This is a genomic window from Streptomyces hoynatensis (assembly GCF_003626535.1).
Lineage (GTDB): Bacteria > Actinomycetota > Actinomycetes > Streptomycetales > Streptomycetaceae > Streptomyces > Streptomyces hoynatensis.
In genome coordinates, this window is sequence record NZ_RBAL01000010.1 from 59,834 (window position 1) to 80,672 (window position 20,839).

At 74.4% G+C, this 20,839-nt stretch carries 14 protein-coding genes; 9 read left to right on the plus strand and 5 right to left on the minus strand.

Annotated features, from left to right (window positions below; translation table 11 throughout):
• The first annotated feature begins 87 nt into the window (after window positions 1–87).
• From D7294_RS18145 to D7294_RS18170, 6 genes are all read left to right on the plus strand, one after another.
• Window positions 88–2,070, plus strand: a complete 1,983-nt coding sequence (locus D7294_RS18145) for an acyl-CoA dehydrogenase family protein (RefSeq protein ID WP_241562451.1) — start codon at window positions 88–90, stop codon at window positions 2,068–2,070.
• 129 nt (window positions 2,071–2,199) lie between these two features.
• Window positions 2,200–2,490, plus strand: coding sequence for an acyl carrier protein (locus tag D7294_RS18150; RefSeq protein ID WP_120681016.1), 291 nt, complete (start codon window positions 2,200–2,202; stop codon window positions 2,488–2,490).
• On the plus strand, window positions 2,490–6,692 hold the full coding sequence (locus tag D7294_RS18155; RefSeq protein WP_120681018.1) for a non-ribosomal peptide synthetase: 4,203 nt from the start codon (window positions 2,490–2,492) through the stop codon (window positions 6,690–6,692). The genes D7294_RS18150 and D7294_RS18155 overlap by 1 nt, the downstream gene beginning before the upstream one ends.
• Entirely contained in the window at window positions 6,689–7,141 is a 453-nt protein-coding gene (locus D7294_RS18160; RefSeq protein WP_120681020.1) for an SRPBCC family protein, read from the plus strand. Before D7294_RS18155 ends, D7294_RS18160 begins: the two co-directional genes overlap by 4 nt.
• Before the next feature lie 133 nt (window positions 7,142–7,274).
• Window positions 7,275–9,638 carry an MMPL family transporter gene (locus D7294_RS18165; RefSeq protein ID WP_158674648.1) on the plus strand — a complete coding sequence of 788 codons (2,364 nt, stop codon included), beginning with the start codon at window positions 7,275–7,277 and terminating at the stop codon, window positions 9,636–9,638.
• Between the two features lie 122 nt (window positions 9,639–9,760).
• Window positions 9,761–11,092, plus strand: coding sequence for a beta-ketoacyl-[acyl-carrier-protein] synthase family protein (locus tag D7294_RS18170; protein ID WP_120681024.1), 1,332 nt, complete (start codon window positions 9,761–9,763; stop codon window positions 11,090–11,092).
• Window positions 11,093–11,295: 203 nt separating this feature from the next.
• On the opposite strand, the gene D7294_RS18175 is transcribed toward D7294_RS18170, so the two are convergent.
• A complete protein-coding gene (locus tag D7294_RS18175; protein ID WP_241562452.1) occupies window positions 11,296–12,420 on the minus strand; it encodes a right-handed parallel beta-helix repeat-containing protein in 1,125 nt (374 codons plus the stop codon).
• 141 nt (window positions 12,421–12,561) lie between these two features.
• Here D7294_RS18175 and D7294_RS18180 point away from each other — a divergent pair, with 141 nt between their 5' ends.
• From D7294_RS18180 to D7294_RS18190, 3 genes are all read left to right on the plus strand, one after another.
• The gene (locus D7294_RS18180; protein ID WP_120681026.1) at window positions 12,562–13,164 is read left to right on the plus strand and encodes an RNA polymerase sigma factor; all 603 of its coding nucleotides are present in this window, start codon (window positions 12,562–12,564) and stop codon (window positions 13,162–13,164) included.
• Entirely contained in the window at window positions 13,161–13,847 is a 687-nt protein-coding gene (locus D7294_RS18185; RefSeq protein ID WP_120681028.1) for a hypothetical protein, read from the plus strand. The genes D7294_RS18180 and D7294_RS18185 overlap by 4 nt, the downstream gene beginning before the upstream one ends.
• 216 nt (window positions 13,848–14,063) lie before the next feature.
• Window positions 14,064–15,530, plus strand: a complete 1,467-nt coding sequence (locus D7294_RS18190; RefSeq protein WP_120681030.1) for an aminotransferase class I/II-fold pyridoxal phosphate-dependent enzyme — start codon at window positions 14,064–14,066, stop codon at window positions 15,528–15,530.
• 63 nt (window positions 15,531–15,593) lie between these two features.
• Here D7294_RS18190 and D7294_RS18195 read toward each other — a convergent pair whose 3' ends face one another.
• The 4 genes from D7294_RS18195 to D7294_RS18215 all read right to left on the minus strand — a co-directional run bounded on the left by D7294_RS18195 (window position 15,594) and on the right by D7294_RS18215 (window position 20,461).
• Window positions 15,594–16,184 carry a hypothetical protein gene (locus D7294_RS18195; RefSeq protein ID WP_147450858.1) on the minus strand — a complete coding sequence of 197 codons (591 nt, stop codon included), beginning with the start codon at window positions 16,182–16,184 and terminating at the stop codon, window positions 15,594–15,596.
• A gap of 378 nt (window positions 16,185–16,562) precedes the next feature.
• Complete coding sequence (locus D7294_RS18205) at window positions 16,563–17,762, minus strand: helix-turn-helix domain-containing protein (protein ID WP_120681036.1); 1,200 nt, start codon at window positions 17,760–17,762, stop codon at window positions 16,563–16,565.
• A gap of 501 nt (window positions 17,763–18,263) precedes the next feature.
• The gene (locus tag D7294_RS18210) at window positions 18,264–19,448 is read right to left on the minus strand and encodes a helix-turn-helix transcriptional regulator (RefSeq protein WP_120681038.1); all 1,185 of its coding nucleotides are present in this window, start codon (window positions 19,446–19,448) and stop codon (window positions 18,264–18,266) included.
• 122 nt (window positions 19,449–19,570) lie between these two features.
• The gene (locus D7294_RS18215) at window positions 19,571–20,461 is read right to left on the minus strand and encodes an NsdA family TPR-like regulatory protein (RefSeq protein WP_120681040.1); all 891 of its coding nucleotides are present in this window, start codon (window positions 20,459–20,461) and stop codon (window positions 19,571–19,573) included.
• Window positions 20,462–20,839: the final 378 nt, after the last annotated feature.

Here is a 20,839-nt window from a genome sequence, read left to right on the forward strand (position 1 = left end):
CCCGGGGCAATGCCGGGGAGGCCGTTGATGCCCCTCCGGCGGAGCCTGCGAAACGGGGAATGAACGGGCAATATCGAGAGGAATGCAGTGGGAGTGAAGGACCTGGTGGCGCGGCAGTCACCGGCCGAGGCCGAGGCGCCGGCGGACGGCGTCCTGGTCGACGCCCGCGTCCTGGCCGAGGAGGCGGAGAGGTGGCTCGGTGACCCCGAACTCCCCGCCAACACCGTGTCGTTCGCGCGGGCGCTCGAACTCGACGAGCGGGAGGAGCTGCCCGCGGACGGCGTGCGGCGGCTGCGCGCCTTCGGCTTCCACCGGTACTTCGTGCCCGCCGCGCACGGGGGCGCGCTGCGCTCCTGCGAGGAACTGCTGTGGCTCTCGCGGGTGGTGGCGCGGCGGAACATGAGCGTCGCCGTCAGCGAGAGCACCCAGCTGTGGATGATGCTCGTGTGGATCGGCGGCGACGCCGCGCAGCGCGCGCGGGCGCTCCCGCCGCTGCTGCGGGGCGAGGTCGTGCCCTGCCTGGCCTACTCGGAGCCCGGCCACGGCGCCGACCTGGCCGCCAACGAGTTCCTCGCCCTGCCCGAGGGCGGCGAGTACGTGATGAACGGCAGCAAGTGGCCCATCAACCGGGGCGCCTCCTCCACCCACGTGGTGCTGCTCGGGGCGACGCGGGCGGACGCGGCCCCCGACGACGTCTCGGCGCGGCGCAGGCAGTCCCTGTTCCTGGTGGAGAAGGCCGCCGTGGCCTCGGGCCGGGTCGAGGGGATGCCGCGGGTGCCGACGTACGGGCTGCGCGGCTGCGACATCAGCGGCGTCTCCTTCGAGGAGGCCAGGGTGCCCGCCTCGGCGCGGCTCGGCGCGGAGGGCGAGGGCCTCGAACTGGCCCTGCGCGGGCTGCTGGTGACCCGCACCTTCTGCACCGGCCTGTCCCTCGGCGCGGGCGACACGATGCTGCGGACGGTCGGCGGCTTCCTGTCGCGGCGGGTGCTGTACGAGGGCCCGGCCAGCCGCATACCGTACGTGGCCGAGTCGCTGGCGAACGCCTACCTCAGCCTGCTCGTCGCGGAGTGCGTCAGCCTGGTGGCGATGCGCGGACTCCACCTGTACACCGAGGAGTTCAGCATCTGGGCGAACCTCGCCAAGGTCGAGGTGGCCCGGCTGGTGGACCACAACGGCAAGGTCCTGGCCCGCACCCTGGGCGCCAGGTACTACATGCGGGAGGCCGAACACCAGGGCGTCTTCCAGAAGATGCTCCGCGACGCGGCGATCGTCTCGGTCTTCGACGGCAGCGAGCCGGTGTGCCTGGACAGCGTCGCCCTCCAGCTCTCCAGCATGGTCAAGGCCCGCCGCAGGCCGCGCGAGGAGGACTGGAGCGCCCTGTACGACCTGCGGGCGGCGCTGCCGGAGTTCGAGCCGGCGCGGGTCGCCGTCTTCGGCCGCGGCAGGGACGCCACCTTCGCGAGCCTGCCCGCCCTGTGCGAGCGGCTGGCGGCGCTCGCCCCCTCGCCCGGGTGCGGCGAGGAGCGGCTGGCGGCCCTGCGGTCGCTGGCGGAGCGGCTGCGCGCGGACGTGGAGGCGCTGTTCACGCGGGTGGCGGAGGCCAGGCGCCGCCCGGCCGGCCGGGCGCCCCACCCCGCGGCGGCCCCCGGGGAAACGGCGGCCACGGCAACGGCGGCACCCGCAGCGGCGGCACCGGCGACGGCCACGGCAACGGCGGCCGCGGCGACGACGAAGACGACGTCGACGCGGCTGATCAGGCTCGCCGAGGAGTGCTGCGCGCTGCACGCGAAGGTCGCCGCCCTGGGGATCTGGCTGTACAACCGGGACCACCTCGACGCGTTCTTCGCCGAGGGCGGCTGGCTGCAGGCCGCGCTCGCCCGCGAGCAGGTCCACACCTACGAACTCGGCGAGCTCGACGAGGAGATCGCCGCGCGGCTGTGCGCCCGCCTCCAGGCCCAGCACGAGGCGGGCGAGTTCTTCTCGCTGCGGCCCGTGCGCCAGGCGGCGCCGGGCGCCCGGGAGGAGAGCGGCATCCGTCAGGGGCCGCCGGGCGGTCCGCACCTGCCCTGAGGGAGGGGGCCCGCCCCGCCGGGTCCGGCCCGCCCTCCCGCTCCGCCTCCGGGTTCCCTTGCCCCTTGCCCCTTGCCCCTTGAGTGACTTCCTTCGAGACACGCCCATTCGGAAGGTTCTGCTACCGACATGAGTGACCAGGCCCAGACGATAGACGACGTACGCGACGTGCTGATCAAGGCGATAGCGAGCGAGGCCGGGTACGCGCCCGCCGAGCTGCCCACCGACCGGCCCTTCACCGAGTTCGGCCTCGACTCCATGGCCGCCCTCTCCGTGGGCATGGAGATCGAGGAGACCTGCGGCCTGTCGGACCTGCCCGTCACGCTGCTGTGGGACCACCCGACCGTGGACGCGCTGACCGAGGCCCTGTGGGCCCTGATGCAGGGTGAGCTGACGGCCACCGCCGCGGAAGGGCAGTGATGGCGGAGGAAACCCAGTCGCCCGCCGCGGCCCCGGCGGTGCGCGTCCCCCACATCTCCTCCCAGCAGGTCGGGCTCTGGTTCATCCACCGGGCCGACCCCGGCTGCGCCGCCTACCACCTGGTGTTCTCCGCCCGGATCACCGAGGACGGCGGCCTCGCGGCCAAGGCCGCGGGCGTACTCGCCGACCTGGTGCGCGAGCACGAGGCGCTGCGGATCTGCTTCCGGCCCGGGCCCGAGGGCGGGCCCGAACAGTGGGTGCAGGACAGCGTGCCGCTCGACGTCGAGACCCACGAGGCGCGCGGCCTGGGCGCCGACGAGCTGAACGCGCGGATCAGGGCCGACAGCCGGGTGCCCTTCGACCTCGGCCGGCCCCCGCTGTGGCGGGTGCGCCTCTACCGCACCGGCGCACGCGAGTGGGTGCTGACGGTCGTCATGCACCACATCGCCTTCGACTTCTGGTCCCTGGCGCTGCTGCTCACCGAGGCCCGCCGGCGCCTTGAGGTCACCCCGGGCACCGCGGGCACCGCGGGCACCCCGGGCGCCGCGGAGATCGACGGGTCCGCGTTCCGGGCGTACGCGGAGCGGCAGGACGCCTTCCTGGAGTCGCCCGAGGCCAGGGCGCTGCTCGCCGCCGAGACCGCGCGCCTGGCGGACGCGCCGCCCAGCCTGGACCTGCACGGCGACCTGCCCCGGCCGCCCGAGCCCAGCCACGAGGGCGGCTCGGCGGCCTTCTCGCTGTCCGCCGCCGCCAGCGAGGCCGTCAGGCGGCTGGCCCGCGAGACGGCGAGCACCCCGTACATGGCGCTGCTCGCCGCGTACGTCGTCTTCCTCGGGCGGCTCAGCGGCCGGCGGGACGTCCTCGTCGGCACCCCCACCTCGGGCCGCCTCCAGCGCCGCTTCCGCAACGCGCTCGGCAACTTCGTCAACACCGTCGTGGTGCGCGGCGAGGCCGACGAGGAGGCGACGTACCGCCAGCTGGTGGCCGCCGCCAAGGAGCGGGCGCTGGACGCGATGCGCGGGCAGGAGATCCCCTTCCCGCGGCTGGTCAAGGAGCTGGCGCTGCCACGCGACCCGAGCCGCACCCCGCTCTACCAGGCGGGCTTCGCCTGGGACCGCCTGCCGCTCAGCCCGGAACTCGGCCAGTTCTTCCTGCTCGAACCCGACCTCGGCACCGAGGTGCGCATCGCGGGCGCCGTCCTGCGGCCCCACCCGCTGCCGCAGCAGGAGGGCCAGGCCGACCTGTGGGTGGAGATGGGCGGCGAACGGGACGGCGGCTACGTCGGCGTGCTGCGCTTCACCACGGACGTGTTCACGGCCGAGACGGGCCGCGAGCTCGCGGCGGCCTTCGCCGCGACCGTGGAGACCCTCGCCGCCCGGCCGGACGAGCCGGTGCGCACCCTGCCCCGCGGGGACGCCGGGCAGCTGGCGCGGCTGAACGCCTGGGGCACGGGGCCCCGGCGGGAGCTGCCCGAGGACACCCTGCCCGGCCTGCTGCGCGCGCAGGCCAGGCGGACGCCGCAGGCCACCGCCCTGGTGGCGGACGGCGAGGAGTGGAGTTACGGGCGGCTGCTGGGCGCGGTGCGGGCCGTGGCCGGGGCGCTGCGCGCGGCCGGGGTGCGCCGGGGCGACCGGGTGGGGGTGCCGGCCGACCGCGGGGCGCCGCTGGTGGCCGCCCTGCTCGGGGTGCTGGAGGCGGGTGCGGCGTACGTGCCGCTCGATCCCCAACTGCCCGCGGACCGGCTCGGGTACATGGCCGAGGACTCGGGCGCCAGGCTGCTGCTCACCCAGGAGTCCCTGCGCTCCGCCGTGCCCGGCGGGCTGCCCGTCCTGTGCCTGGAGGAGGTCCTGGGCGGGGCCCGGGGCGGAGCCGGCGGCACGGGCGAAGGCGCCGGGACCGCCGGGGCGGGCGAGGGCGCCCCGTGGGACGGGGAGCCGGCGCCCGTCACGCCCGCCGACCTGGCGTACGTGCTGTACACCTCGGGCTCCACGGGCCGCCCCAAGGGCGTGGCCATCCCGCACGGCGCCCTGGTGAACCTGCTGCTCGCCATGCGGGACGACACCGGCTTCTCGGCGGACGACGCGATGCTCGCCGTCACCACCGTCTCCTTCGACATCGCCGGTCTTGAGCTGTACCTGCCGCTGGTGGCGGGCGGGCGCGTCCTGCTCTGCGACAGCGCGACCGCCGCGGACGGCGCCGCCCTCGCGGCCCGCATCGCGGACTCCGGGGCCACCTGGATGCAGGCCACCCCCACCTCCTGGCGCATGCTGCGCGAGGCGGGCTGGGCGGGGCACCCGGGGCTGAACGTGCTGTGCGGCGGTGAGGAACTCCCCCGGGAGCTGGCCGAGTTCCTCGCCCCGCGGGTGGCGAGCCTGCGCAACGTGTACGGCCCGACGGAGACCACCATCTGGTCCACCTCGGGCCGCGTGGCGGCGGGGCGCGGCGTGGACATCGGAGCGCCGATCGCCAACACCCTGCTGTACGTCCTGGACGAGTACGGCCGCCGCGTGGAACCCGCCTTCCCCGGCGAGCTGTACATCGGCGGGGACGGCCTGGCCCTCGGCTACTGGGACCGGCCCGAGCTGACGGCGGAACGGTTCGTCACCGGGCTGCCGGCCGCGCCGGAGCAGCGCCTCTACCGCACCGGCGACCGCGCCAGGTGGACGGGCGACGGGCGGCTGCTGCACCTGGGCCGCCTGGACAACCAGGTCAAGCTCCGCGGCTACCGCATCGAACTCGCCGAGGTGGAGGCCGTGTTGCAGGCCGCCGAGGGAGTGTCCGCCGCCGTCGTCGTGGTCAGGGAGGACCGGCTGGTCGCCTATGTGGTGGCCGAGCCCGGCGCCGAGCCGAAGCCCGCCGAACTCAGGGCGCTGGCGGCGCGCTCGCTGCCGCCGTACATGGTGCCGGGACTCGTCGTCCCCCTCGCCGAACTGCCGCTGACGGCCAACAAGAAGGTCGACAGGAAGCGGCTGCCCGCGCCGAAGGACGCCGGGCTCGACCGGTCCGCGCCCTTCGAGAAGCCGCGGGACGCCACCGAGATCACCCTCGCCAGGATGTGGACGGAGCTCCTGGACCTGCCCGAGGTGGGCGTCCACGACGACTTCTTCGAGGTGGGCGGCCACTCCCTGCTGGCCGTCAGGCTCGCCGCGGCGATCCGCGCCGAGTGGGACGTGGACATCCCGGTGGCCACCCTGCTGCGGCACGGCACCATCGCCGAACTCGCCACCGTGGTGCGCCAGGGCGGCCAGGAGGCGGCGCGCGGGCCGATGGTGACGCTGCGCCGGGCGGACGGCGGGCGGCCGCTGTTCCTGTTCCACCCCTTCGGCGGCACCGTCTTCTGCTACGTCGAACTCGCCAGGCACCTGCCGCCGGGGCGGCCGGTCATGGCGGTGCAGGCCCCGGGCCTGGACGCGGAGGGCGAGGCCGAGGTGAGCGTGGAGGAGATGGCCGCCCGCTACCTCGGCCACCTCAGGGAGGTGCAGCCGGAGGGCCCCTACGCCCTGGGCGGCTGGTGCTTCGGCGGGGTCATCGCCTTCGAGGCGGCCCGCCGGCTGCGGGAGGCCGGCGAGGAGGTCGATCTGCTGGTGGCGATCGACAGCCGGGCCCCGATCCCGGAGAACATCCCCGAGTCGGCGGACGACGCCACGCTGCTCTCCTGGTTCGCCCGCGACCTGGCCGTGCCCTACGGCAAGGAACTCGACATCCCCGCGGACGAGTTGCGCGCGCTGGGCGGGGACGCGGCGTTCGACCACATCCTGGCGCGGGCCGCGGCCGCCGGGGTGCTGCCCGAGGACGCCGACCGCGCCCAGGTGCTGCGCTACTTCGAGGCGTACCTGGCGAACGGCATCGCGCTGCAGACCTACCTGCCCGAGCCCGCCGACGTGGACCTGCTGCTGCTGCGCGCGGTGGACGAGCCGGCCGACTACGGCCCCGCCCTCGGCTGGGACGGGCTGGTCAAGGGCGCGCTGCGGATCGTGGACGTCCCGGGCGACCACAACTCGGTGATGTACCCGCCGCACGCCGCCGTCGCCGCCGGGGCGATCGCCCCGCACCTGCCGGGCCCGCCGGGGGAGGCGCGGCAGGCGGGAGGCGGCGCGGGAAGTGCCCCGGAAGGAGCGGGAAGTGCCCCGGAAGGAAGAGAAGAGCCCCGGCAAGCACCGGAAGCACCGGAAGGAACCCAGAGGGACGATGAACGACGATGATTGAGGCCACACACGAGTTCCGGCTCCCGGTCTCGCCCGAGGAGGCGTTCCGGTGGCTCTCCGACCCGGCGCGGGACCCCGAGTGGCAGTCGGCCTGCCAGGAGACGCGGCTGCTCAACGGCCCGGCCCGGCCCGGCTGCCACTACGAGATCGTCTTCCAGATGGTCGGCAGGCGGCTGGCGTTCTCGGTGGAGATCACCGATTTCGAGCCTGGCAGGCACTCCAGGTTCGCCGTGCTCGACGGTCCCTTCCGCTACGTCGGCAGCTACCGTTACGCCGAGCAGGAGCCGGGGACCACGCAGGTGCGCTGGACGTTCGACGTGGACCCGGGGGACTACTTCGGGATCATGCCGAAGTCGCTCCTGAAGAAGGTCCTCGTGACCCAAGTGAAGAAGGATTCCCGCGCGCTGGCCGAACGGCTGGCGCAGGCGTCGCCGACGCAGCCCTGACCCCCGACCCCCACGACCGTCCAGAGGTCTGAGCCGCCGGGCCCGCGGGCCCGGCGGCCAGCCGGAGGAACTCATGTTTCATTGGGCTTCATTCGTAGTTCGTCACCGCTGGCGAATCATCGCGGCCAGCATCGTGTTCGTCGTCGCCGCCGGGGCGCTGGGCGCCGGGGTGGCCGACCACCTGCTCTCCGGCGGCTATCTCAACCAGGACTCCTCGTCCGCCCGCGCCGACCGCGACCTCGCCGAGCGCTTCGACGCGGGCTCGCCGAACCTGGTGCTGCTGGCCGACGCCGGCGAGGGCGGGGGCGGCGCGGGCAACGCGGTCGACTCCCAGGCCGCCCGCGCGGCCGGCGTCGAGCTGGCGGAACGGCTGCGCGCCGAGGACGTCGTGGAGTACGTGCAGTCCTACTGGGACCAGGAGGGCGGCAACCCGGCGCTGCGCAGCGAGGACGGCGACAAGGCGCTGATCCTCGCCCGCGTCGCCGGCGACGAGACCGAGGCCAAGGAGCGGGTCGAGGAGCTGCACGACGACTACGTCTCCGACGAGGGCCCGCTCGCGGTGTCCATCGGCGGCCAGGCCCAGGTCGACAACGAGGTGGACGACCAGTCGGCGAAGGACCTGGCGCTGGCCGAGATCGTCGTGATGCCGATCACGCTGATCATCCTGATATGGATCTTCGGCAGCCTGGTGTCGGCGTTCCTGCCGCTGGTCATCGCGGCGGTCGCGGTGGTCGGGACCCAGTTCATCCTGCTGGCGCTCACCTACCTCACCGACGTCTCCATCTTCGCCATCAACCTCACCACCGGCCTCGGCCTCGGCCTGGCCATCGACTACAGCCTGCTGATGGTCAACCGGTTCCGGGAGGCGCTGGCGCAGCAGGCCGCCGACGGCGAGGAGGCGGACGTGGAACGCGCCCTCGCCCAGACCATGGCGACGGCCGGGCGCACCGTCATCTACTCCTCGATCACGGTGGCCTGTTCCCTGGCCGGCCTGATGGCGTTCCCGACCTTCTTCCTGCGGTCCTTCGGCTACGCGGGCATCGCGGTCACCGCCCTGTCCGGGGCGGCCTCGATCGTCGCCCTGCCGGCCGTGCTGGCCGTGCTGGGCACCCGCGTCAACCGGTGGCAGGTGCCGCTGCTGAACCGCAGGGCGGACAGCCGGCGGGCGGCGGGCGCGTTCTGGGCCTCGTGGGTCGGCCGCGTGATGCGCCGCCCCGGCTGGTTCGCGGTCGGCGCGCTCGCCGTGACCGTGGTCCTGGCCCTTCCGGTGCTCGGCATCAAGTTCAGCCTCGCCGACGACCGGGCGCTGCCGAGCGACGCGCCCGCCAGCGAGGTCTCCCAGACCCTCAGGGACGAGTTCGCGGTCCAGCAGGTGAACAACCTGACCGTCGTCGCCCACGGCGCCGAGGGCGCCTCGCCCGACCTGGTGTCCGCGTACGCGGAGGAACTCTCCCGGGTGCCAGGCGTGCTGAACGTCGAGGCGCTGACCGGCTCCTTCGCCGAGGGCGAGCAGACGGCCCAGGCGACCGCGGAGTCCGCCCGCTTCGCGGCCCGCGAGGGAGAGGGCTCCTACCTGGTGGCCGAGGTGGAGCCCGACCCGCTTTCGGGCACGAGCCGCGCCATGGTGGCCGAGGTCAGGGCTCTGGACGCGCCCTTCGACGTGGACGTCTCCGGCACCGGCGCCCAGTTCGCCGACACCCTGGCGGACGAGCGCGACGGGCTGCCCTGGGCGCTCGCCGTCATGATCATCGCCACGCTGATCATGCTGACGCTGATGACGGGGAGCCTGGTGGTGCCCGTCAAGGCCGTCCTGCTCAACGCGCTGAGCCTGGCGGCGGCGTTCGGCGTCATCGTGTGGGTCTTCCAGGAGGGCCATCTGCAGTGGCTGGTCGGCGACTTCCAGGTGACCGGCTACGTCGTCTCCAACATGCCGCTGCTGCTGCTGTGCGTCTCCTTCGGCCTCTCCATGGACTACGAGGTCTTCCTGCTGTCGCGGATCAAGGAGGAGTACGACGCCACCGGCGACAACGCCAGGGCGGTCTCGGCCGGCATCTCCAGGACGAGCCGGGTGATCACCTCGGCCGCGCTCCTGATGGCCGTCGTCTTCCTGTCGTTCGTGACCTCGGGCGTGGTCTACCTGAAGCTGATCGGCCTGGGCACGGCGCTGGCCATCCTCATCGACGCGGTCCTCATCCGCGGGGTCCTGCTGCCGGCCGTCATGATCCTCATGGGCCGGGCGAACTGGTGGGCGCCGAAGGCCGTCAAGCGGCTGGTGGAGGCCATCGGCCTGGGCGAGCGCGAGCGGCCCGCCCTGGCCGGCGCGACGGCGGGCGGCGCCCCGGCGGACGCCCCCGCGGGCACCGCGGCGGAGAGCGGCGGTGCGGAGGCCGGCCGGGCGCAGGCCCCGGAGCCCGAGGCCGAACCGCAGGCCGCCGAGGCCGCCGAGGCCGCCGAGGCCGCCGAGGTCGCCCAGGGGAGCGAGCAGAAGACCCCCTGAGCCCGCCCCGGCACCGGCCGGCCGCGGCCCCCGCCCCGTCGGGCGCGGGCCGCGGCCGGTCCCGGGGCCGCGACGCGCCCGCACCGGCCGCGGCCCGCGCACCGCACGAAACAGGAGAGCAGATGGAACGGGGAACACCCCTCTCGTCCGCCGCGTCCGCCCCGCCGCCCGGCGGCCCGCGGCCCGCGTACCGGAAGGTCGTCGTCACCGGCCTCGGTGCCACCACCCCGCTCGGCGGGGACGTGGCCGCCACCTGGGAGGCGCTGCTGCGGGGCACCAGCGGCACCAGGCTGCTTGACGAGCCCTGGGCGCAGGAGGTGCCCGTGCCGCTGGGCGCCCCGGCGCTCGTGGACCCGAAGCCGGGACTCACCCACATCCAGCGGCGGCGGCTGAGCCGCGGCAGCCAGCTCGCGGTGACCGCCGCGGCCGAGGCCTGGCGCGACGCCGGCCTTGAGGGCGCGGAACTGCCCCCGGCCCGGGTCGGGGTGGCCGTCTCCACCGCCTTCGGCGACGTGCCGGTGCTGCTCGACTCCTGGGAGATGCTGAAGGAGAAGGGCGCCAGGCGCATCCACCCGCTCGGGGTGTCCATGCACATGGGCAACGCACCGGCCGCCGCGGTCGGTCTGCTGGTGCACGCCCGCGCCGGCGTGCACGCCACCGTCAACGCCTGCTCCTCGGGCACCCAGGCCCTCGCGCTCGCGGCCGACACGATCCGCCTGGGCCGGGCCGACGTGGTGGTGGCGGGGGGCGCGGAGGCGCCGCTGCACCCGCTGGTGCTCGGCGGGTTCGCGGCGATGCGGGTGCTGTCCACCCGGGTCGGCGAACCGGCCGCCGCCTCCCGGCCGTTCGACGCGGACCGCGACGGGATGGTGCTCGCCGAGGGCGCCGGGATCCTGGTCCTTGAGGCCGAGGAGCACGCCAGGGCCCGCGGCGCCAGGTGCTACGCCGAGCTGGCCGGGGTCGGCATCTCCTCCGACGCGCACCACACGGTGCAGCCGGAGCCGCACGGCGAGGGCAACGTCCTGGCCCTGCGCGACGCGCTCGCCGAGGCGGGCGCCGCGCCGGGCCAGGTCGCGTACGTCAACGCCAACGGCACCGCCACGGGCCCGGGCGACACGGCCGAGGCGCACGCCCTGCGGGCCGTCTTCGGGGCGGAGGGCGGGCCCGCGGTGTCGGCCCACAAGTCGATGCTGGGGCACAGCATCGGGGCCGCGGGCGCGGTCGAGTCCGTGGCCACCGTGCTGTCGGTGCACCACGGCCTGGTCCCGCCCACCCCCCACTTCGAGCGCGCGGACGAGGGGGCCGCCCTCGACATCGTGCGGGGGGCGCCGCGGAAGCTGGCGGGCGGCGAGATCCTCGCGGTGAAGAACTCCGCCGGTTTCGGCGGCCACAACGTGGCGCTGGTCTTCCGCACGGCGCACGACGGCCCCGCCCCCGCCACCCGCGCCGGCTGAACCGCCCCGCCGGCCGGTCGCCCGGCCGCTCCTCGACCGCCCCCGGCCCGTGCCCGCTCCTCGGGCGGCGGGGCCGGCCGGGCGGCGGGCGCGGCGGGGGCGCTCGGGCGCGGCGGGATCGTTCGGGCGATGGGATCGTTCGGGCGATGGGATCGTTCGGGCGGCGGGATGGTTCGGAGGCCGGGGCCGGGGGCCGGGGCCGGTCAGGCGGCCGGGTCCGCGGGGGTGACCTCGATGTTGGTCAGGCCGCTGCCCGCGCCGGTCACCGTGTTGTCGGCGGTGACGACCTGGGGCGCCGCCGCGCAGCGGGACTGGTTGGTGACGTGGATCGCGTAGCCTGCGGCCCCGCCCAGGTCCGAGTCGTTGGCGCGGAAGGTGTTGCCGCAGCCGTACCCCTCGACGGCCGTATGGGTCTGGTAGCCGTCGAGCAGCGCGCCCTCGCCGCCGAAGCTGCCGGTGTTCGACTCGATCAGGTAGCCGTCGCCCTTGACGTCCACCCAGGAGTCCGCGTAGTTCTCGCCCGACATGCCGTCGCCGACGAAGGTGTTGCCGCGCAGCACCCCGTCCCTGGTGCCCTCCTTGACGTCGACGTGCTCGGCGGCGACCCCGGGTCCGAAGGTGTTCCCCAGCACCTGCACCCGGTCGCTGCGGTCGGGTCCCGTGCCCCCGTCCTCGCCGAAGTCCCCCCAGTGGCTCACGGCCGAGCCGATGTAGACGCCCTCGCCGTACTGGGGCTGCGTCAGGCCGGTGTCGTGGATGAAGGAGTCGCGGATGACGCCGTCGGCGCTCCCGGACCTGAAGTGGACCGCCTCGGTGCCGGTGTGGGAGACCTCGACCTCCGCGATGAGCACGTGGTCCGCCTCGTCCAGCACGATCCCCTTGGGCGCGCCCGACACCGTGAACCCGGTGAGCGTCCAGTGGTCCGCCCCGTCCAGGTGCAGGCCGTAGCCGCTCGCCGCGGAGAGCACCGCCTCCCGCGGTCCGGTGAGGGTGATGGGCTCCTCCTCGGTGCCGGAGGCGGTGGCCGTGAACGGCCCCGCGTACTCCCCCGGCGCCAGGCTGATCGTGTCGCCGGGTTCCGCGCCGGCGAGGGCCGCGGCCAGCTCCGCGGCGTCGGCGACCTCGACCGTACGGGCCGCCCCCGGCTCCGGCGCGGCCTCCTCCTCCGCCTCCTCCGCCGCCTCCGCCGCCTGCGGGGCCTGAGCGGCGTGCACGGCCTGTGCCGCCTGCGGGGCGTGCGCGGCGTGGGCCGGGAGCGCGGGGGCAAGGAGCGCGGCGGCCGCCGCGGCGAGTACGGCAAGGGCCCTGCGGATGCCGGGAGTTGACACGATCTCTCCTCGGATGAGCGGGTCGGCGCGCCGCGGCTGCCCACGAGGCGCCCCGGAGCCTGCCTGCTCTTTGTAACGCTCCCGGGCGCTCCCGCCAAGCAAGGGTGTAAGCACGCCCACGAGGAAGGGGGCTACCCCGAGGTGAAAGAACGCACCAGAAACCGCAGCGGGCCGGCGGAGGCCGCGAAGGACCCCAGGGCCTTCGAGGAGTTCTACCGCAGGCACGTGGACGCGGTGACCCGGTTCCTCTCCCGCCGGGTGGACGATCCGCACACCGTGGCCGACCTGACCGCGGACGTCTTCCTCGCGGTAATCGACTCCGGGCACACCTACCGCAGGCAGCTCGGCGACGAGCGGCTGTGGCTCTACGGCGTGGCCCGCAACATCGCCTCCTCGGAACGCCGCCGTGCGGCCCGCGAGTCCGACCTGGGCCGGCGCATCGCCGGGCACCGCCTGCTGGAGGCCGACGACATCGCCAGGCTGGAGGACCGGCTGGCCACCGAGAGCGCGGGACGGCAGGCCCTGGCCTCGCTGGCCGGACTGCCCGAGGGGGAACGCGCCCTCATGGAGCTGATCGCCGTCGACCAGCTCACCACCGCCGAGGCCGCCAAGGCGCTCGGCATCAGCAAGGTGGCCGCCAGGGTCCGCCTGCACCGGGCGCGCAAGACGCTGCGCGCCGCCGCCGAGGCGCCCGCGGGCGCCGCCGACGCCCACCGACTCACCATGCCGAGGAGTGCCTCATGACCAGGACCTTCGAAGACCGCCTGCTGACCGAGCTGAAGCGGGAGGTGGTGCTGGCCGCCGCAGAACGGCAGGAGGCCACCGCGCGCCACCGCCTCCTCACCCCGGCCAGGGCCGGGTTCGGCCTGACGGCCGCCGCCGCGGCGGCCACCGCCTTCGTCCTGCTGCCGGGCGGCGGGGCCACGGCCGCCTACGCGGTGGAGCCCACCGGAAACGGCGGCGTCGACGTGACGATCGCCGACTGGCCCGAAGGGGAGGACGGCGTCCGGGACTTCGCCGACCAGCTGGAGGCCAACGGCATCGCGACCGTCTACAACCCGCCCGAGGGCTACCTGTGCCGGCCGCTGGAGGGCAGCGACGGCGGGGCGGCGCCCGAGCTGCCCGAGGCGCCCGACGGTGCCGAGACCTTCGGCTTCGCGGGCTACGCCGGCGGGGCCGAGGTGATCGGCCCGGTGTTCGCCAGGAACCACCAGGGCGAAGGCCCCGGCGAAGGGGACGGGGCCGAGGGGGGCACCCACAGCCGCAGCGAGAGCGGGGACGACGACGGGGAGGGCTCGAACCAGACCGGCCCCGAGGACTTCGTGTACCACCTCCACGAGGGGGACACCGTGATCCTCTCCGAGGACTCGGGCCAGGGCTCCATCACCTTCATCGACGGGGCCTGCCTCCCGGTGGACGCCGCGTGACCGCGTAGCCGCCGGCTCCCCCGCGCGGCCATGGGCGCCCCCGGCACCCTCGCCGCCACGGGAGCCCCCGCGCACCCACGGGTCCCCACGGGTGCCCACGGGTCCCCATGGGTGCCCGCCGCCCCGCCCGGCCGACCGCCGGGCGGGGCTCCGGCGCGCCACGGCGTGCCCACGGACGCCCGGTTTCGACCGTTCGGTACCGGTAAGGAGCGCGTTATGGACCATTCGCGCGCACCCGTACTGGAAGCGCTGGCCGCCTACCACCAAGGCGGGCAGCTCCCGTTCACGCCGCCGGGGCACAAGCAGGGGCGCGGCGCCGACCCCCGGGTCACCGCGGTGCTCGGCGAGGCCCCCTTCCGCTCCGACGTGCTGGCGATCAGCGGGCTCGACGACCGCAGGTCCACGCACGGCGTGCTGAAGGAGGCCCAGGAGCTGATGGCCGATGCCGTGGGCGCGGAGCACACCTTCTTCTCCACCTGCGGCAGCTCCCTCTCCGTGAAGGCCGCGATGCTGGCGGCGGCGGGCCCGCACGAGAAGCTGCTGGTGGGCAGGGACGCCCACAAGTCGGTGGTCTCCGGCCTCATCCTCTCCGGGGTGCGCCCGATCTGGGTGGAGCCGCAGGGGGACCCGGAGTTGCGGCTCGCGCACCCCCCGGCCCCCGCCGCGTTCGAGGCCGCCTTCGAGGAGCACCCCGACGCCCGCGGCGCCCTGGTCACCTCCCCCACGCCGTACGGCACCTGCACCGACCTGGCCGCCCTCGCCGCCCTCTGCCACGCCAGGGGCAGGCCGCTGCTCGTCGACGAGGCATGGGGCGCCCACCTCCCCTTCCACCCGGACCTGCCGGCCTGGGCGATGGACGCGGGCGCCGACGTGTGCGTGACCTCGGTGCACAAGATGGGCTCCGGGCTCGAACAGGGCTCGGTCTTCCACCTCAGGGGCGACCTGATCCGGCCCGAGGTGCTGAAGGCACGCGCGGACCTGCTGGGCACCACCAGCCCCTCGGTCCTCGTCTACGCGGCACTCGACGGCTGGCGGCGGCAGATGGTGGAGCACGGCCGCGCCCGCTACGACGCGGCCCTGGCGCTCGCCGCCGGGACCCGGGCGCGCCTCGCGGAGATCGAGGGCCTGCACGTGCACGGCCGCGAGGACTTCTGCGGCCGGGGCCGGGCGGCGGACCTGGACCCCTTGCAGATCATCGTGGACGTCACCGGCCTGGGCACCGGCGGCTACCGCGCGGCCGACTGGCTGCGGGAGACCCACGGGGTCAACCTCCACCTGGCCGACCACCGCCGGATCAGCGCCCAACTCACCCACGCCGACGACGAGAAGACCACGGACGCGCTGGTGCGGGCGCTGTCGGACCTGGCGGCGCACGCCCCCGGGCTGCGCCCCGCGCCGGCCGTCGAGGTGCCGGAACCCGCCCGGCTGCGGCTGGAACAGGTGGTGCTGCCGCGCGACGCGTTCTTCGGCCGCGTCGAGCAGGTGCCGTGGCGGGAGGCGGCCGGGCGGATCGCCGCCGAGATGCTGACGCCCTACCCGCCGGGCATCCCGGCCGCCCTGCCGGGCGAACGCCTCACCCCCGAGGTCGTCCGCTACCTGCGCTCGGGCGTCGAGGCGGGCATGGTCGTGCCGGACGCCGCGGACCCCGAGGTACGCAGCGTGCGCGTGCTGCGAGAGGACTGAACCCCGCCCGCCTCCCGGCGGACCCGCACCGTTCGGCGTCGTCCTCGCGCCCGGCCGGGGCCGTCACGGCGCCGGGACGCGGGTGCAGCGGGTGAGTTCGACGACGAGCTGGTTCGCGACGAACCAGGGCGCGGCCCGGTGGCCGTAGGGCAGGTGGTCGTCCCCGCTCGCGGCGAGCCCACCGCGCGGGCCCGGCACGAAGAAGCCACCGAACGCCCCCCACACGCGCGGCTTCCGCGACCGCACGAACACCGGCTCGCCCAGGTGCGGGCAGTGCGCCACCGCCAGGTGCGCACACGGCGCGCACACCGGCGGCTTCGTGCACAGCAGCCCCTCCGGCCAGCCGGGCACCTCCTCCGCGGCCCCCGGCCGCCGCAACGCGAACAGCCAGCCCCGCCCGTTGCGGTCGGCCGGGCCGCCGCAGACCTGACAGAGCCGCTCAAGCATCGCCCGCCGCTGCCGCACCGGATGCATGCACCGGAACTCCGGCTGCCCGCTGCCGGGTTCCTCCGTCAGCCGGGCCCACAGCACCCCGTGCCGATCCCGGTCCCCGGCCCGCTCGTCACGGTAGGCCAGCCCGCGCCCCTCACCGCCGACGGTCAACGCCTCGTCCGTGACGACGAGTTCCCCACTCCACCGCACGGCCCACGGCACGGGCAGCCCCCGCGGCCCCCAGGTCAACGGCGTTCGGGGGCCCCCGCCGAGTGCCCCGGACCCCCGTTCGTCTCCCCCGCTCACCGGCCCCGCCCCTCCCCCGCGGGCCACCGCATGTGGCACTCGTGCGTGCAGGGATCGAACGCGATCCCGTTCTCCGGCTCGGGCGGCCGCTGCTCGTGCTGCGTACATTCCACGCAACGGCGTCCCGCGCACTGCGGGGAGATGTAACGGCCCGCGGTCGAGGCGGGCGCCTGGTCGTGCTTGCTCATCAAGGTCAGCTCCTCGGGAAAACGGAGTGACCGTGACGCTAAGCGTATGGTCGATTACCCAGCAATGGCACTCTGTGGCCCTCCGGAGGCGAAGTGCCACGAAGGGTCACAGCGGCAAGCGCATCGTGTCCGCGAGTCGCCGCATGTCCCCGGTCAGGGTGCGCCGCTTCGCGATGATCTGCGCCAGCACCTCTTTCGCGTATCGCTGGTGCGGCAGCCACTCCGGCGCGTCCCGCTCGACCAGGAGCAGCGTCTCCATTGCGTCCGCGTGCTGACGCACCAGCACCTGGGCGTGGGCGACATCGAGCAGGTGCCGGTTGCGGTTGCCCACCGTCGGCGGCAACTTCTTCGCTCCCACCTGCCGCGCCACCCGGAGCACCTCCTCCGGCCGCTCCTCGACCATGGCCTGTTCGGCCCGCTGCATCCCCACCGTCAGCCGCGTGTACCGTCGGATGAACCCGGCCCGGCTCAGCGTCTTGCCGGGGCGCGGCGGCGGCATCGTCACGGCCGCGGCGGTCGCCAGGCGGAGTGCCTGCGCTGCGTCGTCCGGCCGCGAGTCCCTGCTCGCGGTCGCGGCGGTGCGCAACAGCAGCCAGCCCCAGGCGCTCAGATCCTCGGGCGTGGCCCGGGACAACTTGGGCTCCAAGGTCTCCGCCCACCGCGCGGCGAGCCTGCCGGCCTCCTTCAATCGGCCACGCCTCAAGAGGAGCCAAGTGGTGTTGTTCGCGAGCGCGGCGGCGTGCAGTTCATCCGGCAGTTCGGCCTGCGCGAGCCCGAACGCCACCTCGGCGGCAGCGTAGTTCCGGGTCTGGGTCATGAGCCGCCCGGTGATCTGCATGACCTCCATGCGCAGCGGGCGACCTCGATCGGTGAGCCCCGCCAAGGCGTTGACGTCCTGGATCAAGCCGGGCAAAAAGGCGGCGATGGCCGCGAGGTTGCCGCTGGTGTAGTGCGCGATGGCCAGGTCGAGGCCCGCGCGCACCCCTTCGACGGTGGGTGCCTCGTCGAGGTCCCGGGAGTCCGCCACGTCCGGGTCGAGGGCGGCGTGGACGGCGGCCCAAGGAGCGGCGCGATCGCCGTCGGCCGGGTCCGCGTCCGTGGCCTCCGCGCTGATGAGCAGGGTGGTCGGGACGTGGAGGGCCGCGGCCAGCCGCCGGGCCGTCTCCAGCCGGGTGTCGTGCCGTTCCCCCTGCTCCAGCTTGCGGATCAGCGAGAGGGAGACGCCGGACTCGGCGGCGAGGGTTCGTTGCGACAGCCCCGCGCGCTTGCGCGCCTTTTGCAGCCTGTCGCCGAAGGTGGCGGGCATGGCGGTATGGGCTCCGTTCTGCTGCGACACCAAAACGGTACCCCCGACCACACTGAGCGCCCAGCGAAACGGCCTCGCCACCACCCTGGCGAGGGCAGTTGGCTTGCCGCCTGCTCAGGTCATCGCCGGTCCGGTGAGGGCGAGTTGCCCGATGAGGGCGAATTCCGCCTGGTCGACGGGTGCGCCCGGGCACATGGCGGGCACCGGGTCGCGTGCCCGGCCGCCGGAGCGTCCGGGGCCGCCATCGCGAGCAACGCGCCGCACCCACACCGCGCCCAAGGCGGCGAATCCGCGACCCCGGCCGCCGCGTCGGCCATGCGGGCACGGCGAGTTCGTGGGCCTCCTCCGCGCGCCCCGCCCGCCGCGGGCGGCGGGCCCTGCGTCATCGTCATGGTCGGCTCCTCCGGAAAGTGAAAGGAGAGGCGACCATGACGCTAAGAGATCAGCCGACTACAGGTCAATGACATTCCCGACCCGGCGCAGGGGAAGTACCACACAGTGTCACAACGGAAGGCGCACTACCCCGGCGAGCTGACGCATCTCCGGAGTGAGAGTACGCCGCCGCTCCACGATGGACCGCACGATGTCCCGGGCGTACCGCTGATGCGGCAGCCACTGCGGGGCGTTGCCGTAAATGCTCATCAGCGTCTCGACGGCAGGCCCGTATCGGCGCGTTCGCGTCTGCGCGTTCGCCACGTCGAGCAAGTGCCGGTTGCGTGAGCCGCTGGTCGGGCTCATCTGCTCGACGCCCACCTGCGCCGAGAGACGCAGCACATCGTCGGGGCGGTCGCGGACCATGGCGTACTCCGCGCGTTGCATCCGCACGGCGCTGACGCTGAACGTGTGGATGAAGCCCAGTTGACGCAGCTGGTGAGGACGTCCCGCCGCCACCGCCGCGGCCTCCGCCAGCCGCAGCATCCCCTTCGCCTCGTCGGGCCGGTTGTCACGTCCGGCGGCCGCGGCGCCACGCAGCAGCAACCAGCCGTAGAGCGACAGCTCGGTGGGGGTGGCTCGCGGAAATCGCGGCTCGATCTGGTCGGCCCACTGCGCCACCAGCTCAAGCACCTCCTCCACCCGGCCGCGCCGCAGGAGCAGCCAGCACCGCAGATCAACCGCGGCCACCGCGAAGGGGGTATCGGGCGCATAGTGCATCGCCCGGCTCAGCGCGGTATCGGCCACGGCGTACTGCCGGGTCTGGGTCATCAGCCGGCCGGCCATGGTCAGCGCCCGCACGCGCAGGGGGCCGCCCTGTGGCGTGATCTCGGCCAGCGTGTGCGAGTCGCGGATGAGTCCGGGGAGGAGAACGGCGAGGGCGTCATAGTCGGTGCTGCGGTAAGCGCGCACCGCTGCTTCGGCCAGTTCCTGGACGCCTCGGAGGGTCGGCGCCTCAGCCACGTCGGTGGCCGTGTCCGTCAGGGCGTCCTGCACACCATGCCACTGCGGGGGCGTCGAGTGGCCGTCCGCAGAAGGATCGTCGACGGCAGGCTCGGTGAGCAGGGCGGTGGTCGTCGTGTCGAGGACGCGGGCGAGTCGGTGCAGGGTCTCCATGCGGGTGTCCCGGCGCTCGTCCTGCTCGATTTTGGTGATGAGGGAGTAGGAGACGCCCGAGTGGCGCGCGAGTTCACGCTGCGACAGACCGGCGCGCTTGCGTGCCTCGCGCAGCCTGTCGCCGAGAGAGGCAGACATAGTGAGGTGACTCCTTGTCTCGGCCAGACACCTCGAAACGGTACTCCTGACACAACGTCGGGAACAGCGAATGCCCTCGCCACCACCCTGGGGTGGGCGTCGCCACCGCCCTGGGGTGGGCGTCATGCCCAGTCGGCCAGGACGTCGGCCACTTCCGGGACGTCGTCGTGCTCGCGAAGCCTCCGTACCAGCAGTTCCCCTCGCGCCGCGGCACGGGCCGACGGCACGGTGGCCGACAGCTCCAGCATCTGCCTGGCCACGCCTGCTGCTTCTTCCGGCTCGTTGGCGTCCAGCAGGGCGATGGCCAACCAGGATCGGTAGAGCGCGAGTTCGCGGGTGTGGGTCGCCGGGTAGCTGTGCAGCACCGTCCGCAACAACGGCACGGCGTGAAGGGGACGGCGCGCCTCCGTGTACACACGGGCCTGCATCACCGTGCGCTCGGCGTGGCTCACCCAGTACAGCCACCGCCGGTTGTCGTCCTCGCCCGGCTCGAACTCCTCCAGGTCCTCGATGGACTGCTCGACCGCCCGCAGCGCGGTCTGCGTATCGCCCAGGCGTACCGAACACCAGGCGATGCGATCCGAGGCCACCGACCGGGCGCGCGGCGGCGCCTCCTCGCCGGACTCGCCTCGCAACGTGTGGGCGATCTGTGCTCCCAGCGCGGTGTTGCCGCGGTTGGTCTCGTAGTAGGCCAGCGAGCCACGGAGGTGCCCCAGCAGCGGGCGGTCGCCCGCCTCCTTGGCCGCCGCTGCGCCCAGCCGGTAGAGCCGCGCGGGGTCGGCCCCCGGCAGCCCTTCGGCATCCGAGGCCACCCAGCCCGCCAGCTGTGCCAGTTCGGCGATGCCGGTGAGCAACGCGCGGCCGACGGCCCCGGTGTGCGCGGAATGGGTGTAGAGCTCCTTCGCCGCCTTCAGCTCCCGCATCACCGGGGCGACGAGATCGCCCCCCGCCACCACGTCGTCGGCCAGCCTGAACGCGTGGCAGCGGCGCAGGATCAGGTCTGCCTCGCGCATCCCGACGCGCCGCCCTCTCTCGGTGGCCGGAGGCGCGAGCGATTCACCCTCCGGGAGGAGAGAGGTCAGCACCTCGTCAACCGGCGCGGGCCGACGCTGCGCCTGCGCCCCGCGTGCCGCCCGAGGCGGGGAGTCCGCGACCCCGGCCGCCGTATCGGATACGCGGGCACGGCGAGTTCGTGGGCCCTCTCCGCAGCTCCCGCCCGCCGCGGGCGCCGGTTCCTGCTGCATCTTCATGGTCGGTTCCTCCCGAGGACACCACGCTATGAGTCCGACCGACCACGGCTCAATGCCAATCCCGGCCAGGCGCAGCGGAACAACAGCCGACCGGTGCGGCCGTGGCCTTGGCTGCGGGGAACGTCCCCCATCGTCACGCGG

Excerpts from the sequence above, each read along its gene's own strand:
- D7294_RS18190 (WP_120681030.1), top strand. The coding sequence starts at position 14,064 with ATGGACCATTCGCGCGCACCCGTACTGGAAGCGCTGGCCGCCTACCAC.
- D7294_RS18150 (WP_120681016.1), top strand. The coding sequence starts at position 2,200 with ATGAGTGACCAGGCCCAGACGATAGACGACGTACGCGACGTGCTGATC.
- D7294_RS18205 (WP_120681036.1), bottom strand. The coding sequence starts at position 17,762 with ATGCCCGCCACCTTCGGCGACAGGCTGCAAAAGGCGCGCAAGCGCGCG.
- D7294_RS18155 (WP_120681018.1), top strand. The coding sequence starts at position 2,490 with ATGGCGGAGGAAACCCAGTCGCCCGCCGCGGCCCCGGCGGTGCGCGTC.
- D7294_RS18215 (WP_120681040.1), bottom strand. The coding sequence starts at position 20,461 with ATGCGCGAGGCAGACCTGATCCTGCGCCGCTGCCACGCGTTCAGGCTG.
- D7294_RS18170 (WP_120681024.1), top strand. The coding sequence starts at position 9,761 with ATGGAACGGGGAACACCCCTCTCGTCCGCCGCGTCCGCCCCGCCGCCC.
- D7294_RS18210 (WP_120681038.1), bottom strand. The coding sequence starts at position 19,448 with ATGTCTGCCTCTCTCGGCGACAGGCTGCGCGAGGCACGCAAGCGCGCC.
- D7294_RS18160 (WP_120681020.1), top strand. The coding sequence starts at position 6,689 with ATGATTGAGGCCACACACGAGTTCCGGCTCCCGGTCTCGCCCGAGGAG.
- D7294_RS18185 (WP_120681028.1), top strand. The coding sequence starts at position 13,161 with ATGACCAGGACCTTCGAAGACCGCCTGCTGACCGAGCTGAAGCGGGAG.